Source organism: Devosia algicola (assembly GCF_028816455.1).
Lineage (GTDB): Bacteria > Pseudomonadota > Alphaproteobacteria > Rhizobiales > Devosiaceae > Devosia > Devosia algicola.
Genome location: NZ_CP118246.1, coordinates 2,050,694 through 2,065,197, shown reverse-complemented (window position 1 = coordinate 2,065,197; position 14,504 = coordinate 2,050,694). Strand labels below are relative to the sequence as shown.

Genomic DNA, 14,504 nt, shown 5'->3' with positions numbered 1-14,504 from the left:
CTATTCCCCTGCGACGCGAATGCCATCGCCCCCAAAGTAATGGGCCTTAGACATGTCCGGTTTCAGCCAGACGGTATCACCAGCGGTAAGGTGCAATCGATCCTTGGTCACGACGGTCAGCGGTTGGTCCGCCTTGGTGACGAACAACATGGTCTCGCTGCCTGTTGCTTCGTATGATGCGACTTTGGTCGGGAATGCGCTCGATGTGCCCGGTTCGACAACTGTGATATGGTCGGGGCGAAAACCGACGGTGATATCGCTTCCGTTTTCTATCTTGCCCTGCACCGGAATCGCAAAATCAGCAAACAGCCGCGCCGTGTCCGAAGTGGCAGTTCCGGTAATCAGGTTCATGGCGGGCGAGCCAATAAAGCTGGCAACGAATGTATTCGCAGGTCGATCGTATAGGTCCAGCGGACTACCGATTTGTTCGACAACGCCACCGCGTAGAACCACTATCTTGTCGGCCATGGTCATCGCCTCGACCTGGTCGTGGGTCACATAGATCGAGGTAACACCCAAACGCTGCTGAAGACTGCGGATTTCGCTGCGCATCTGCACGCGCAGTTTCGCATCAAGGTTGGATAGGGGTTCGTCGAACAGGAACACTTTGGGATTGCGTACAATGGCCCGGCCGGTGGCAACGCGCTGCCGCTGACCGCCCGACAGCTCCTTGGGATAGCGTTGCAAATAATCGGTTAGGCCCAACGATTGTGCGACCGCGGCAACCTGTTTCGTGATCTGGTCTTTCGGGACACCGGCAAGTTTCAGCGAAAAGCCCATATTCTTTTCGACGGTGAAATGGGGGTAAAGCGCGTAATTTTGGAATACCATTGCGATGTCGCGGTCTTTGGGTGCAACATTGGTGATGACTTGCCCGTCAATAGCTACGTCACCGCCGGTCACATCTTCAAGTCCTGCAACCATTCGCAACAGTGTAGATTTTCCACAGCCTGAGGGCCCGACAAGAATAACGAATTCGCCGTCATCAATGTCGATGTTGACGCCTTTGATCACCTCGACCACACCAAAAGATTTTTTCAGGTTGCGTAACGTAACTGTGCCCATATCAGGGCTCCTTTCCGGATAGCGGGTGGGGTCGGGATGCACTGTAATAGGGAGACAATGCCCGCACGACGAAATCCTTGACGATGACGTCGCAGCGCGGAGCAAGTTTGGCATCTGCAATGGCGTCATACTGCTGTGGCAGATACTGGCTGACCAGTGGCAGCGGCCAATTGGTAGCATCCAGACGGGTAAACAGTTCCGTGACTGCCTTTTGCACTGACGGCACCGTCCAATAATACCTGATCCGGTCCGACCAGCTATAATGCCGCAATCGGGCCAGTTGGGGGGCGGCTGGTGCATAATGACCGGTCCAATGACGGGGATTATCCAGCATTGCACTGTCAAGAGCATCCCGCACATCTGGCCAGTCATCACCCTCAAGCTCGGCGGCCAGCATATTCAGACCATAAGTCGCCTCGCGCACCGCGAACGTCGCGGCGGGGCCGACCTTGAGAATCGCAAAATGCCCGCGCACCAAATCCGAGTATGCCTGTGGGCGTTGGTAGTCTGTCGAATGCGCCTCGAACACGGCCCCGCTCAAACTCGTGACCTTGGTCGACAGACGGCGCGCGGCGGACGCATCAAAATGCACGACGGTTTCGTTGCCAAAATCCAGTCCGGGCTGCACGACAATGGCGCAAACGCGTGCGAATGCCTCGCCCAGTCCGACCGCGTCAAAGGCAATGCGGTGCGCCTCCCATGTAGCGGCGACATGGTCCGGATCGGTAGCGATAATCGCGTGACCTTCACCCATCCCACCCGGTGGTGGCACCTCGGTTCCGATAACATAGATAGGGGCGACATCGCTTGTTGCATTTTCAGCAGCAACAGCAAGAGTTGCGGCACGCTCGGCAATCACGGATTCTGGTAGAATGTCGGGATCGTCGGCGCAGCGCATGGAGCAATCGAGGTGGATTTTCGCAAACCCGGCACGCACATAGGCGTCAACCATCATGCGGGCCTTGGCCATGGCAACTTCTGCAGGAGCGTCACGCCAAGGCTGCGGGCCCAGGTGGTCTCCGCCCAGCAGGATTGTATCGGGCGGCACATGCTCATCGGCAGCGGCATCATGAACCATCGCCACAAAATCAGCAGGCGTCATTCCTGTGTAGCCGCCATATTGATTGACCTGATTGCATGTTGCCTCAACCAACGTGATCTGCCCCGCCGCGCGTGCGGCGGACAAGGCGGCGCGCAAAGCCAACGGATGCGCAGAACACACCGACGTCAAAGCTTGCGCCTCTCCGCTCAGATTACGGGCCAACACGGCACGGGCAACCGCGAGCGGTTTTGTTTTGTCATTGGATTTCATGATCACAGGCTATGCTATAACGATCAAAAGTAAACAACAATCTGCACGATATTGCTTGATTTATGTTCTTACCTGCGACAAAGCTAGTTGAGCCTTGTGGGATCGTCATCATGCTCATATCCAACAAGCTGCCATTGTGAGAGCGGTAAGGCTGCGATGAAACGCCGGCTTCCCGTCTCACCGGTGACACCCCATGAAAGTCACAGGAACTACTGCTCGTCGTACTACCGTAGTGAAAGTGAGCAAAATCGCGCAAGAATCTGTTGGAATTTGATTCTTTCATGATACGCTCCGCGGCGGAGCCACTTGAATTCAGCGAACAAGCACACCAAAGGGAGACACAAATCATGACAAGAATATTGAGTAAAAGCAGCTTTGCCGCCGTGCTTGCATGCACGACTGCATTGACCGGCATGGCCAGCGCGCAGGACGTCAAGACCATCAAAATCGCCACGCATTACAACGATGCCCAGATGGCACCGCTGCTTAAATGTTTTGATGTCTACGAATCTGAACATCCTGACATCAAAATCGAGTTCCAGCAGGCGTCATATGGTGACTTCCTGCAAACCATCCTGACCAGTCGTGTGGGAGGAACCTCACCCGATATTTATAATATCTATTCAATCTGGGTGCCGCAATTGGCCGCCGCAGGTACGCTGGCGGAGCCGCCGGCGGACCTGCAGGACTGGATCAAATCATCATATGGAGAGGGCACGGTTGGGGCGGCAACAATCAATGGCACGCTATGGGGTATTCCCACCGAGTTGTCGGTCTATCAGCTCCTGTACAACAAAAAAATGCTGGCTGAGGCGGGTTTTGATGCACCGCCAGCCACATGGGACGAGCCTAAAAAAATCGCTGCCGCAATCACCACCACCAACGATCAAGGTGTCATTGATCGCGCCGGCTACGTGTACGGTCCGTCGGTCGCCAACGCCGTCCATGTTTATTATAGCCAGATGTACGCTGACGGTACCGCGCCTTATTCAGATGATCTACGCAGCACGAATTTTACGAGCCCTGAATCCATCCAGATCGTGAAACGACAGGGCGAATTGTTTTCCGAAGGCATCACATCAAACACCAACATCACGGATGATTTTGCCGCAGGCACCGCCGCGATGATGATCGCTGCCAACTGGAACAAGGCTGAGCTTCAGCAAAACTTCGGCGATGCCTTCGACTCCACAGTCGGGGTGGCCCCGATCCCCAACAATGGCGGACCAGCCGGTACAATGCTCTATTCGTTCCTGTGGGCCGTCGATAGTACCTCCCAAGTCAAGGACGAAAGTTGGAAATTGCTGCGCTGGCTGAACGAGGCGCAGGGCGGCGCATCGCTGTCCTGCACCGGACAAATGTTGTCAGATCTTGGTGCACTGACCGGCAACCTTGCGGACCTCAGCGCGATGGACACCGGTGACAGCTTCACTGCCCCGTTTATCGCCGCCACCGAAAGTGGCGCCGCAAAGTCCCAGCCAAATATTTGGCAGGCAGCCGAAAACGACCGTACATTGCGCAGCTATATTGAACAGGTCTGGGCAGGTAACATGACAGCCGAAGATGCGATGGCTGCCGCTGATGCTGAAGTGACATCGGTTCTATCCGAACAGCAGTAATCAAGACAGTGGACAATTGAGCGGCCTTACGCAGAAAGGGAAACTACCATGAGCGACACTTCCCCAGATGCAACGGGTCGCCAATTGCCCGCCACCCCGCACGAACTGATTTACCCAGAACCGCCGCGCAAAACGCTCGGCGCGTTGCTGGGTTCACAAAAAATCGCGCCTTGGCTGTTTTTGTCGCCCATGTTGGCCTTTGGGGCGATCTTTTTTATTCTGCCGCTGATTTATGCGTTCTATATCTCACTAACCCGGTGGGATAGCCTGTCGCCCCCCCGGTGGGTGGGGCTTGACCACTACAAATATGTCCTGACAATGGACCCCGTATTCTGGAAAACACTTTGGAATACCATGTATTTCGCCGCCGGCTCGATCGGCATAGGCGTGCCGCTGGCGATGGTGTTGGCTCATGCCTTCACACGGTCACGAGGTCAGACATTGTGGCGGTCAATCTACTGGTTACCGATGATTACCAACGTCGTCGCGGTCGCCTATATCTGGAAATTCGTGCTTGATGACCGTTACGGCCTGTTAAATCGCGCGCTAGGTGTTTTGGGCCTCGGTGCGCCGGGATGGCTAACCAGTCCAACTCTGGCGCTGACCTCCGTAGTGCTGATATTTGTCTGGATGCAGCTGGGCCATAATATGCTGCTGTTTTCTGCGGGTCTCGCCAATATAGACGAAAGCTGTTATGAGGCGGCGCGACTGGATGGTGCCAATGAACGTCAGTTGTTCACCGAGATTACCATCCCCCTGTTGATGCCGACAACACTATTCGTGCTGATCACCAATTTCATTTCGGGGCTGAGTTATTTTACCTTGATGCTGGTGCTCACCGATGGCAATGGCGGACCGCTGCGTTCCACCACCGTTACCGGCCTCTATATGTACCAAATGGCGTTCAGCGATCTGCGCATGGGGCGTGCTTCGGCGGTGGCCTATGTCCTGTTCGCGGTCATTTTAGTGATCACCCTGATACAGTTGCGCGTGTTCCGGCGCGGCGGCGTGGAGGCGCATTGACATGGCCATCGTTCAAGACCGCAAATTTCTCAGCAAAGCCGGCACCGTTTTGAAATATGTGCTGCTGATAGTCGGCGCTTTTATTATGATTGCACCTTTTGCGGACATGTTCCTTGGGGCACTGCGCACACCCGCTGAACGGATTGCCCAACCGCCTGTCTATTTCCCGCGAGATCCGCAATGGGGCAATTATCTGCGGGTATTCACCGAATTGCCGATGCTCCGCTGGCTGGGCAACAGTCTGTTTGTGACCGCAATGGTCACGGCACTACAATTGTTAACCTCAGCAATGGCGGGCTATGCCTTGGCCAAGTTTCAATTCAAAGGCCGCGATATCCTGTTCCGCTCGGTTCTGGGTGCGCAGATGTTCCCGTTCTTTTTGTTCCTGATCCCAATCTTTTTTATCTTGCGCTATTTCCCGTTATTCGGCGGCAACGATATTTTTGGGCAGGGTGGATCGGGCTTCCTGAACACCTATACCGCGATCATCCTGCCGTTTGCCGTCACATGGTATGGCATTTTTCTGATGCGCCAGTTCTTTATCGGCCTGCCAGACGAATTGCTTGATGCGGCGCGGCTAGACGGTGCCGGTGAATTCCGCATATTTTTTGTCATCGCCCTTCCCCTAGTTCTGCCGGGCCTTGCGACGCTGGGCATCTTTGTTTTTGTCTATCAATGGAATGAGGTCATCTGGACCATGACCGTTACTCGCACCGCCCCCGACTTGCAAACGATCCCCGTGGGCATCTATCTACTGCGCGGCGCGTTTATCGATCAGTCGACGCGGTCGCTGCAACAGGCCGCCCTGGGCATATCGATCCTACCGGTCATCGTCACCTTCTTGCTCTTACAACGCTATTATGTGCGCGGGCTCACTGCCGGTGCTGTCAAAGGATAGACCATGCAGATCGACGATGCATTTCTTGACGAGTTCGAAGCCGATATTGTGCGCCTGTCGCGCCGCACCTATGCCGAAGTCGGCGTGCCAATGTATCTGGTTCCTGAAGATTTGACCAACCAGACTGCGCACCACCAACCAAATGCACAGGGCCAGACGCTGCATGATACTTTCACCGCCGTCTGTGCCGCCCTGGCGGCACGAAACGGCGCATTGTCCAGCCAGGATATTGCCCATGTTCTTGAAGTACTGGCGGACCGACACTTCCTCGACCAGCCCTTCTCTGCGGTGGCGAGGTGATCATCCTCCCCCGCTCCCCCGCTGAAACGGCGTCTGAACTGGCTAACGGTTTTGCAACGGGCCGCGCGATCCATCTGGTTAATTATCACGCGACACCGAGCACCCGTGCCGCCCAATACCGCGCCCAAATTGAAGCGCTGGGAGCGCGCTACGCCTCGCTTGGCGATGCGGGGATTGATGGGTTGATGAATCCGACTGGCAACAAGCCAGTGCTGGTGCCCATTCTATTCGAAGGGTTTCGCGACAACTACGACGTGATCTTGCCCATCCTTGAGGAATACGGCTTTGCCGCGTGGTTCTTTGTCCCCTCACATTTTCCGAATGTTGAAGCGGATCGCCAACGGATTTTTGCAGCCCGACACAGCCTGCATTACGGTCCAGATGAATACGAAGGTGAGCGTATCGCCATGTCATGGGGCGAGCCTGCGCGACGCCAAGGCACGGGGCCATTTCTTCTCCTGCCATTCGCGCAATCATACGGCCCTGCATCCCGATACGCCCGAGGATATTTTGTACGATGAAATCGTCGTCTCAAAACAAGAGATCGAGGACGGATTGGGTGCCAGCGTAGACACTTTCTGCTACCTTTACGGTGCCGAATATGGGCTGAACCCGCGCGCTGATGAATTGGTGATGCAGGCAGGATATCGTTATCTTTTCTCGAATTTCAGGCTTCAGAAACTGCAATGAATGGACCAACCCTGCGGGTGGTAAACTACCATCTGACCCCTACTATGCGCGCCGATCAGTATGACCGCGAATTCGCCGCTCTGGCCGCGCGCTACGCCCCCGTGCGCGAAGACCACCTGCAGACCTATCTGAGAACAAACCGCTGGCCAATGGACCGCGAGGGTGTTCTACCCGTGTTCTACAACGGCTACCGCAACAATTTCGATGTCGCCCGCCCGTTACTGGAAAAACACGGGCTGGTCGGATGGTTCATGGCGGTGCCGGGATACACTGACTGCCCTTTCAACGAGCAGAGTAAATTCGCAGCTTCACACACGATCGCCACGGTGCCGGACGAATATTCAGACGGTCGGTCGGCGCTGTCGTGGGATGAATTGCGCGCACTTGACGGCCCACATGTGGTCGCCAGTCACACCCGCAGTCACACCCGCGTCGGGCTTGATGACGCGGCAGTGATGCACAGCGAGATCGTGGGCGCACAAGAGGACTTCACCCGTGAACTGGGCCATCCCGTGCGCTCATTCGCCTGGTTACATGGTGGGCGCTACGGTCACAATAGATTTGCCGATGCTGCGGTCGATCGCGCTGGCTACGAATTCTTATTTTCAAATTTTGCGGTGCAGAAATTGCGTTAGCTGCAACCTGTCACACCCAAACCACCAATAATTGCGTGGCAGCGCGAGCACGCACTGGTGCAATCTCTCCCATTGGCAACGCAATCGTCTGGGGGGCGTTCACGGTGGTTCCATCCACATCGACGGTCCCTGCAATCAGATGGATCAAACGTTCACCGGACAAATGCTGGTCCAACACATCGCCCGCCAACAAATTAACAAGCGCAAAGCGCAATGTCTCGGCCGCGTCTCCCCGCGTTCCCGTCACCGCATGGCTCGCAACATGTCCACTGGCTTGGGCACGGGCATAGGCCACTTGCACATGCGATTGCGGCTTTAACTTATACGCATGTTCCGGCGTCATATACAGAGCCTGCACGTCACCCGGACTTAGGGTCACATGCAACGGATGTGTTCCGCTGACGACCATATCGACAGCCCCGCCAATGGCGACAACATATACCTCATCGCCCTCGCTTTCGCCGTCAATCATCTGGCCTTTGGCGAAGGTATAGATGCGCAGCGATTTCAGTGTGGAAAACCCCGTCACCCGTTCGTCAATATCCACGGGGCGCGGGCAGGGCCCAGAGCCGGGCAAATCGATCATGCGGGTCGGATCGGAACCAATTATTTGCATCTGCGGTCTCTCAGGAAAACTGCGGTAAATGCCGACGGTGATCTGCAATAAGATCATCCGCCAGTTTCGCCGCGACGTCGGAGTCCGTCACCGTACCGTCGGCCAACATGGCTTGCACCATCAGGTCACGCGAGCCTTTGATTGCGGCATCAACGGTCATCTCGATCGCATCAATTTTCGCGCTCAGCTTGGATACCAGTTCGGCGTCCAACGCATCAGCCTGCAGTGCGGCAAAGCCACCTGCAACCGCACTGGCATTACATTCAAGGATTGCGTGCATCGGTAGATAGGGCGCCTGCCCGGTATTTGGCAGATTCACGCTGAACACGCCGCGCTGATCGTATAGCAATGAGTGCATGATTTCGAGCAATTGTTCGCTCTCGCCCGGCACGTTTTCATAATATTCCCTGGGCAGCGGATCAGGCGAATTGGCAATCGCCAGCATCTCGTCATACCATGTATCGCCCAGCCCGATGCGGGCATCGATAGGGAAGGCCTCGCGCCCCAGTAAGTGCCCGTGATACGCTCCGCCGGGGAAGCGTTCAGGATAGAATTCGACCGCGTGTCGGTCCATGGCGCAGGGAAACACCGACTTTTCGCGAAACAGTCCCCAACTGAACGGATCGTCCGACCAGCGCGGTGCACGGTTCACCACGGTGTTGTCCCATATTGTTTTGTGATCCAGTTCTGACTGCACCACACCCGACTGTTCATCCAGTTTTGCGTGCAACAGTGGCACGGCATCCTGCCCACCGGTCCGCAGACGGGTCAGGAACGTCAGGTGGTTCAGCCCGATCCCGAAAGAGGTGAATGTTTCCTCAGGCACTCCAAGGAACCGCGCGATGACACCTTCGACGTGATGCACGCCGTGGCATAATCCGACAACCGGCACGCCAGTTTCCCGTCGGATCGCGCGGCAAATGGCCGTCATCGGATTTGAGTAATTGAAGAAATGGGCATCGGGGCAAAGGTCGGCGACGTCTTTTGCAATTGCGATCATCTGGGGAATCATCCGCATCGCGCGCGAAATCCCCCCGGCATAGCTGTGTCACCGACGGGTTGGTAAATGCCATATTTACGCGGAATTTCAATGTCTCGCTGCCAGCCCCGGCGCCCGCCTACAGCAATCGTGGTGACGACAAAGTGCGCGCCTTTTAGCACCTCGCGCCGGTCGGTGGTGGCTGTGACCTGAATATTCACGTTCTTGGCTGTCAGCATCTTGCCAACCAGCCTGTTCACCGCATCGAGCGTAACGGGGTCGATATCGACCAACGCCAATTCCCAACGATGCGCCTCACCCGCCAGAATAATATCGGCGACCAATCGCTGGGTAAATACCGTGCTGCCTGCGCCGATCAGAACGAGTTTATAGGGCGCCATCTAGTCCTCCATACCAATACCATTTATCGGCCACGATACGCCGTAACGAGCAAAAGTCTATATTAGTATGATTGATTTTGAGTGTTTTGTGGCTGGAATAGCCAAAATAATTGCATTTAGATGACGCATGCGGCACTTGCTTTGAAACACCACTACGGAGTTACCCATGATCCGCGCTGAGCGACACGAACGTATCCTGGCAGAACTGGCCCGTCTGGGTACCATTAGCGCTCAGGATCTTGCCCGACTGCTTGATGCATCCCTCGCCACCATCCGGCGCGACATTGCCGAGCTTGATAGCAGTGGCGCTCTAAAACGGACCCACGGTGGTGCCTCCCTACCCAAGCGGCGCGAGGAGCCTACATTTTGACGCCAAGATTATGTCGCATCTATCCGAGAAACGCCGGATTGGGGCAAAAGTCGGCACCATGATTACGGAGGGCAGCAGCATCGGTCTGGGCGGCGGCACCACTGTGATGCAAATTCTTCCCGCGATCCGCAGAATGAAGCTTAAACTTATCACAACCGCCGTCAATGTGGCCCTTGACCTGCGGGACACCAAGACCATCAGCGTTACCCTGACCGGCGGTACCCTGCGCCGCCGCACAGCAGAAATGGTTGGCCATATCGCGGAAAGGACCTTGCGCGACGTCAATCTCGATGTCGCCGTAATCGGCGTTGACGGGATCGACCTGTTGGGAGGTCTGACGACATTTGATTCGTCCGAAGCCTATGTGAACCGCGTTATGCTGGAACAGGCCCGCGAGGTCTGGATTGTTGCGGACCATTCCAAGTTCGGGCAGGTGTTGCCCGCGTTGATCGCCCCAATCAACCGCACCACGCGCTTGATCACCGATAAGGCTGCAAATGAAAGCATCATCTCCAGCCTGATTGTTGCAGGTGTGGACGTCGTGCAGGTCTAAAATCCCTAACGTCCGCCGCTAACGGGCAGGATTGCGCCGGTGATATAGCTGGCAGCTTCCGACAGCAGGAAAATCGCGGCTTCGGCCACTTCACGCGCTTGGCCAACACGGCCCATTGGAACAGTACTGACCAGACGATTGGCGCGGTCGACATCCCCCGAGTCTCGCTTGCATGTCGGTTACGATCAGACCAGGACGGACCGCATTTACTCGGATGCCCCGACCGGCCACTTCTTCGGACAAACCAAGGGTCATGGATTCTACTGCCCCTTTGGAGGCGGCGTAATCTACGAATTCGTTTGCCGCGCCCAAGGGTGCCGCCATTGACGACATATTGACGATTGACCCCCCTAGTTCCGCCGCCAGCATCCGGCGCATCGCCTCGCGGGCAACCAAAAAACTGCCGGTGGCGTTGACCGCCAAAATCGCGTTCCAGCGTTCAAGCGTAATTGCGTCAAAGTTGCTGGCGACGTCCAAAATACCGGCATTGTTGATTACACCTGTCACCGGCCCAAATATTGTGGTGCAGGCATCAAACATTGCAATGACATCGGCCTCAATTGTGACATTGCCCGGTAATGCCACGGCGCGCCCGCCTGCGTTTTCGATCTGCCCGACAATTGCCTCTGCAGCACTCGCGGACGATTGATAATTGACGCCGACAGCCCAACCCCTGCTAGCTGCGAGCACGGCACAAGCGGCACCAATTCCGCGCGATCCGCCGGTGACAAGTACGACCCCGCTCACCGTGCCGACACCACATCATTGGCCAGATCAAGGGCAATGTCGATTAACATGTCTTCCTGTCCCCCGACCAGTTTGCGGCGTCCTGCCTCGGCCACGACGGCGCGGGGCGATACCCCATGTGCGGCGGCCGCCTGCTCGGCATGCCGTAGAAAGCTGGAATAGACCCCCGCATGACGCCCTTCATCCGCAGGGCGCCTGCGCTGTCAGTTATATAAATGCACCGTGCGCCATAGCTTTCCATCAGCTTGGCCTGCTGTGCGACATGGTCGGGCGGTGACATATGGTTCATCATTAAGAAGCCGGACACATCCAGCCCCATAGCAACAGCTGCGCATGCTGGGCAGTAACATCGGCCTCGGTACAGTGGGCAGCAATTCTGACCGAGCGCACACCCAAGTCAGCGGCGCGACTCAGGTCGTCAATGGTGCCGATACCGGGCAAAAGCAGCGTGGTCAGCACCGCCGTCTTGCAATGTTTCGCAGCTTCGGCGATCCATTCGGCGTCACTGTGCACGGCGAAACCGTAGGTGAAACTATCGCCGGACAGACCGTCACCGTGCGCTACTTCGATGGCGTCCACACCCGCAGCGTCAAGTGCCTGAACGATCTCGCGGACATGGCCCAGATCATATTGGTGACGGACAGCGTGCATGCCGTCACGCAGGGTTACGTCCTGAATATTCAATTTGCGGTCAGTCAATTGTTTTGCCCCACCATATACTCCGCCGCGCGCATCGCCGCCGACGTCATAATGTCCAAATTTCCGGCATAGACTGGCAGATGATGCCCAGCCCCTTCAATCTCAAGAAACACCGTTACTCTTGTCCCCGCAGGTGCGCCGGGCCACTGTCCGGCTGCAACATTTTCGATCTGTACATTCTGTTTCAAGCGATACCCAGGCACATAGCCCTGCACCAGTTCAATCATATTGTTTACCGATGCGCGGATGGCAGCGTGGTCCGCACCTGCACACAGACACACTACGGTATCGCGCATCATCAACGGCGGCTCTGCAGGGTTCAGGACGATAATGGCCTTGCCACGGCTCGCCCCCCAACGCTTTCGATGGCACGTGCGGTGGTCTGGGTGAATTCGTCGATATTTGCCCGCGTCCCTGGCCCCGCCGATTTGGACGCAATCGAGGCCACAATTTCGGCATAGTGGACCGGCGCGACCTGAGATACTGCCGCCACGATCGGAATGGTTGCCTGCCCGCCACATGTCACCATATTCACGACCCGTTCGCCCGCATGAGCCTGCCAAATTAACCGGCGGCACGACGAACGGACCAACAGCGGCAGGGGTCAGGTCGATGATCCGTGCGCGGACGTGTTTGAGCGCGTCCAAATTGGCCCGATGCGCGCCAGCGCTGGTTGCATCGAAGATGACGGCAATATCGTTCATTAACGGGCGCTTCAAAAGATCCTGCACGCCGTTGTCGACGACAGTGACCCCGTGACGACCCGCAAAAGCCAGTCCTTGGGACATGGGGTCAATGCCGACCATTACGGACGCCTCAAGCAAATTTGATGTGGGCAATATTTTAACAAGCAGATCCGTCCCGATATGCCCCGAGCCGATAATCGCCGCCTTCGCTTTCATAAGAAACCCTCGTGAATTTCTACCAAATATGACGAAGTCCGGTCAAAGAATCAAACAAAAACGCTCAAAAATATGATAGAATATGATCGATTATTTGATGCCGCGGTGCTGTTAAGTCGGTGTTCGCGGTACAGGCAAGCTGAGCGGTAAAGCCGCAATGATTCCGGCGGTGCGTTCTGGCGAAATACGCGGCATGAGCTGGGCGGAAATTGACCTGGAGCAGGCAATTTGGACCATTCCAGCCACGCGTATGAAAGCTAAGGTTAGCCACCGCGTCCCGCTATCAACTGCAGGCTCTCGCCATACTGAATGAGATCAAGGGTGAAAGCGCTGCCGAAGGCTTAGTTTTTTCATCGCGCAACGGCACACCCCTCAGCGATATGACGTTGACCAAAGTACTCCGTGACAACAAAGTGATCAGCGACACACCTGGTCGTCTTGCCACCGCCCATGGGTTCCGCTCCAGTTTTCGCGACTGGGCATCAGAGAACGGCTATTCTCGGGAAGTTGCCGAACGGGCCCTTGCCCACACCATCAAGAACACCGCTGAAGCTGCCTACCATCGTACCGACCTCATCGAACAGCGCCGCACGATGATGGACGCCTGGGGGAGCACGTGGTGGGTTAGAGGCAGCTGCCAAAAATCTGATTAAGACAAGCGTGGTCCAAATCACAGCGGCCTCAGATCGCGCTCAAACATACTTACCCTGTAGATATGCTGTTACTCGCGAGACATTTTCTTTAACCTTCCAGATTTGGGAAGATGGAGATATTCATGACAAAAGACCATCGAGAGATTCAACGCAAGTTACGGATACTTCGCTATGCTGAAAAGATCGGCCATGTGGCTAAGGCGTGTCGATATTTTGGGATCGGCCGCGCCAGTTTCTACCGGTGGCGCAAAGCCTATACCGAACACGGTGAAGCGGGTCTGATCAATGCGCCATTCCCAAATGGCACGCCAATCGGACGCCGCCTGAGCGTGAGGAAAAGGTCCTTTATCTTCGACGTAAATACCATCTCGGACCAATGCGGATCGTGTGGTATTTAGCGCGCTATCACGAAATAAAGATGTCTGACGCGACCGTCTCACGCATGCTACGTCGTCATGGGATGAACCGCCTGCCACGCGGCACCCGCATGCGCAAGGTGCACACAAAGCGGTATCAGAAACAGGTCCCAGGCCACCACATCCAGATGGATGTTAAGTTCCTGACTTTCATTGGCAAAAAGGGTGAGAAGGTGCGATGTTTCCAATATACTGCAATCGATGACGCGACGCGGGTCCGGGCGTTAAAGATCTACGAGAAACACACTCAAGCCAACGCGATCGACCTCGTGGACCATATCATCGAAAGGTTCCCGTTCCGCATCTGTCAGATCAGAACTGACAACGGCCATGTGTTCCAAGCGAAATTCCACTGGCACGTCGAGGACCTGGGTATCAGGCACGCCTACATCAAACGCGGCACGCCCCAGCTCAACGGTAAGGTGGAACGATCGCACCGCTCGGACGAGCAAGAATTCTATCAACTTCTCAGCTACAAAGGCGACGTCGATCTCGAAGCTAAACTGGACGAATGGGAGCGCTTTTACAACTTCCACAGGCAACACGGAGCACACAACGGAAAGACCCCTTACGAGGCGCTCAGGGAAAAACTATAATCACCGATATTAAACGTCTCGCGAGTAACC

15 protein-coding genes and 5 pseudogenes are annotated in these 14,504 nt (G+C 55.9%); 11 read left to right on the top strand and 9 right to left on the bottom strand.

Going from position 1 to position 14,504, the window contains the following annotated elements; all coding sequences use genetic code 11:
• Positions 1-1,065 carry an ABC transporter ATP-binding protein gene (locus PSQ19_RS10915; RefSeq protein WP_282217748.1) on the bottom strand — a complete coding sequence of 355 codons (1,065 nt, stop codon included), beginning with the start codon at positions 1,063-1,065 and terminating at the stop codon, positions 1-3.
• A 1-nt stretch (position 1,066) separates the two neighbouring features.
• A complete protein-coding gene (locus tag PSQ19_RS10910) occupies positions 1,067-2,377 on the bottom strand; it encodes a class II D-tagatose-bisphosphate aldolase non-catalytic subunit (RefSeq protein ID WP_282217747.1) in 1,311 nt (436 codons plus the stop codon).
• Between the two features lie 347 nt (positions 2,378-2,724).
• On the opposite strand from PSQ19_RS10910, the gene PSQ19_RS10905 reads away from it, so the two are divergent.
• From PSQ19_RS10905 to PSQ19_RS10880, 6 genes are all read left to right on the top strand, one after another.
• Complete coding sequence (locus PSQ19_RS10905; protein WP_282217746.1) at positions 2,725-3,996, top strand: ABC transporter substrate-binding protein; 1,272 nt, start codon at positions 2,725-2,727, stop codon at positions 3,994-3,996.
• Positions 3,997-4,044: 48 nt separating this feature from the next.
• Positions 4,045-5,019 (top strand): carbohydrate ABC transporter permease, encoded by a 975-nt coding sequence (locus PSQ19_RS10900; RefSeq protein WP_282217745.1) that lies wholly within the window; start codon positions 4,045-4,047, stop codon positions 5,017-5,019.
• A 1-nt stretch (position 5,020) separates the two neighbouring features.
• Positions 5,021-5,917 carry a carbohydrate ABC transporter permease gene (locus tag PSQ19_RS10895; RefSeq protein ID WP_282217744.1) on the top strand — a complete coding sequence of 299 codons (897 nt, stop codon included), beginning with the start codon at positions 5,021-5,023 and terminating at the stop codon, positions 5,915-5,917.
• A 3-nt stretch (positions 5,918-5,920) separates the two neighbouring features.
• Positions 5,921-6,217: a hypothetical protein gene (locus PSQ19_RS10890; protein ID WP_282217743.1), complete on the top strand. Its 297-nt coding sequence runs from the start codon at positions 5,921-5,923 to the stop codon at positions 6,215-6,217.
• Positions 6,218-6,610: 393 nt separating this feature from the next.
• Entirely contained in the window at positions 6,611-6,907 is a 297-nt protein-coding gene (locus PSQ19_RS10885; RefSeq protein ID WP_282217742.1) for a polysaccharide deacetylase family protein, read from the top strand.
• Positions 6,908-6,951: 44 nt separating this feature from the next.
• Positions 6,952-7,542: a polysaccharide deacetylase family protein gene (locus PSQ19_RS10880; RefSeq protein ID WP_282217741.1), complete on the top strand. Its 591-nt coding sequence runs from the start codon at positions 6,952-6,954 to the stop codon at positions 7,540-7,542.
• A gap of 10 nt (positions 7,543-7,552) precedes the next feature.
• Here the strand turns inward: PSQ19_RS10880 and PSQ19_RS10875 are convergent, their stop codons facing one another.
• The 3 genes and pseudogenes from PSQ19_RS10875 to PSQ19_RS10865 form a co-directional block, all read right to left on the bottom strand.
• The gene (locus PSQ19_RS10875; RefSeq protein ID WP_282217740.1) at positions 7,553-8,158 is read right to left on the bottom strand and encodes a hypothetical protein; all 606 of its coding nucleotides are present in this window, start codon (positions 8,156-8,158) and stop codon (positions 7,553-7,555) included.
• 10 nt (positions 8,159-8,168) lie between these two features.
• Entirely contained in the window at positions 8,169-8,984 is an 816-nt protein-coding gene (locus tag PSQ19_RS10870; RefSeq protein WP_282220683.1) for a family 4 glycosyl hydrolase, read from the bottom strand.
• Between the two features lie 60 nt (positions 8,985-9,044).
• Positions 9,045-9,538, bottom strand: a pseudogene (locus tag PSQ19_RS10865) (family 4 glycosyl hydrolase); the annotation flags it as partial.
• 166 nt (positions 9,539-9,704) lie between these two features.
• Here PSQ19_RS10865 and PSQ19_RS10860 point away from each other — a divergent pair.
• The gene (locus PSQ19_RS10860; protein WP_282217739.1) at positions 9,705-9,908 is read left to right on the top strand and encodes a DeoR family transcriptional regulator; all 204 of its coding nucleotides are present in this window, start codon (positions 9,705-9,707) and stop codon (positions 9,906-9,908) included.
• Positions 9,909-9,918: 10 nt separating this feature from the next.
• Positions 9,919-10,461 (top strand): DeoR/GlpR family DNA-binding transcription regulator, encoded by a 543-nt coding sequence (locus PSQ19_RS10855; RefSeq protein WP_282217738.1) that lies wholly within the window; start codon positions 9,919-9,921, stop codon positions 10,459-10,461.
• A 5-nt stretch (positions 10,462-10,466) separates the two neighbouring features.
• Here PSQ19_RS10855 and PSQ19_RS10850 read toward each other — a convergent pair.
• From PSQ19_RS10850 to PSQ19_RS10840, 4 genes and pseudogenes are all read right to left on the bottom strand, one after another.
• Positions 10,467-11,208, bottom strand: a pseudogene (locus PSQ19_RS10850) (SDR family oxidoreductase).
• A pseudogene (locus PSQ19_RS20130) lies at positions 11,205-11,318 on the bottom strand (hypothetical protein); the annotation flags it as partial. The pseudogenes PSQ19_RS10850 and PSQ19_RS20130, both read right to left, overlap by 4 nt.
• 62 nt (positions 11,319-11,380) lie before the next feature.
• Positions 11,381-11,859 (bottom strand): annotated as a pseudogene (locus tag PSQ19_RS10845) (4-hydroxy-2-oxovalerate aldolase); the annotation flags it as partial.
• A gap of 44 nt (positions 11,860-11,903) precedes the next feature.
• Positions 11,904-12,809: an acetaldehyde dehydrogenase (acetylating) gene (locus tag PSQ19_RS10840; RefSeq protein WP_456077510.1), complete on the bottom strand. Its 906-nt coding sequence runs from the start codon at positions 12,807-12,809 to the stop codon at positions 11,904-11,906.
• Positions 12,810-12,966: 157 nt separating this feature from the next.
• Between PSQ19_RS10840 and PSQ19_RS19840 the strand changes: the two genes are divergently transcribed.
• The 3 genes and pseudogenes from PSQ19_RS19840 (at position 12,967) to PSQ19_RS10830 (ending at position 14,474) form a co-directional block, all read left to right on the top strand.
• Complete coding sequence (locus PSQ19_RS19840; RefSeq protein WP_407648981.1) at positions 12,967-13,122, top strand: tyrosine-type recombinase/integrase; 156 nt, start codon at positions 12,967-12,969, stop codon at positions 13,120-13,122.
• Between the two features lie 73 nt (positions 13,123-13,195).
• Positions 13,196-13,462, top strand: coding sequence for a hypothetical protein (locus PSQ19_RS10835; protein ID WP_282217737.1), 267 nt, complete (start codon positions 13,196-13,198; stop codon positions 13,460-13,462).
• A gap of 122 nt (positions 13,463-13,584) precedes the next feature.
• Positions 13,585-14,474 (top strand): annotated as a pseudogene (locus PSQ19_RS10830) (IS481 family transposase).
• Positions 14,475-14,504 lie beyond the last annotated feature (30 nt).

Bases quoted from the DNA above. Each gene is read 5' to 3' on its own strand.
- PSQ19_RS10860 (WP_282217739.1), top strand. From the start codon at position 9,705: ATGATCCGCGCTGAGCGACACGAACGTATCCTGGCAGAACTGGCCCGT.
- PSQ19_RS19840 (WP_407648981.1), top strand. From the start codon at position 12,967: ATGATTCCGGCGGTGCGTTCTGGCGAAATACGCGGCATGAGCTGGGCG.
- PSQ19_RS10840 (WP_456077510.1), bottom strand. From the start codon at position 12,809: ATGAAAGCGAAGGCGGCGATTATCGGCTCGGGGCATATCGGGACGGAT.
- PSQ19_RS10895 (WP_282217744.1), top strand. From the start codon at position 5,021: ATGGCCATCGTTCAAGACCGCAAATTTCTCAGCAAAGCCGGCACCGTT.
- PSQ19_RS10875 (WP_282217740.1), bottom strand. From the start codon at position 8,158: ATGCAAATAATTGGTTCCGATCCGACCCGCATGATCGATTTGCCCGGC.
- PSQ19_RS10910 (WP_282217747.1), bottom strand. From the start codon at position 2,377: ATGAAATCCAATGACAAAACAAAACCGCTCGCGGTTGCCCGTGCCGTG.
- PSQ19_RS10855 (WP_282217738.1), top strand. From the start codon at position 9,919: ATGTCGCATCTATCCGAGAAACGCCGGATTGGGGCAAAAGTCGGCACC.
- PSQ19_RS10880 (WP_282217741.1), top strand. From the start codon at position 6,952: ATGCGCGCCGATCAGTATGACCGCGAATTCGCCGCTCTGGCCGCGCGC.
- PSQ19_RS10905 (WP_282217746.1), top strand. From the start codon at position 2,725: ATGACAAGAATATTGAGTAAAAGCAGCTTTGCCGCCGTGCTTGCATGC.
- PSQ19_RS10890 (WP_282217743.1), top strand. From the start codon at position 5,921: ATGCAGATCGACGATGCATTTCTTGACGAGTTCGAAGCCGATATTGTG.
- PSQ19_RS10915 (WP_282217748.1), bottom strand. From the start codon at position 1,065: ATGGGCACAGTTACGTTACGCAACCTGAAAAAATCTTTTGGTGTGGTC.
- PSQ19_RS10900 (WP_282217745.1), top strand. From the start codon at position 4,045: ATGAGCGACACTTCCCCAGATGCAACGGGTCGCCAATTGCCCGCCACC.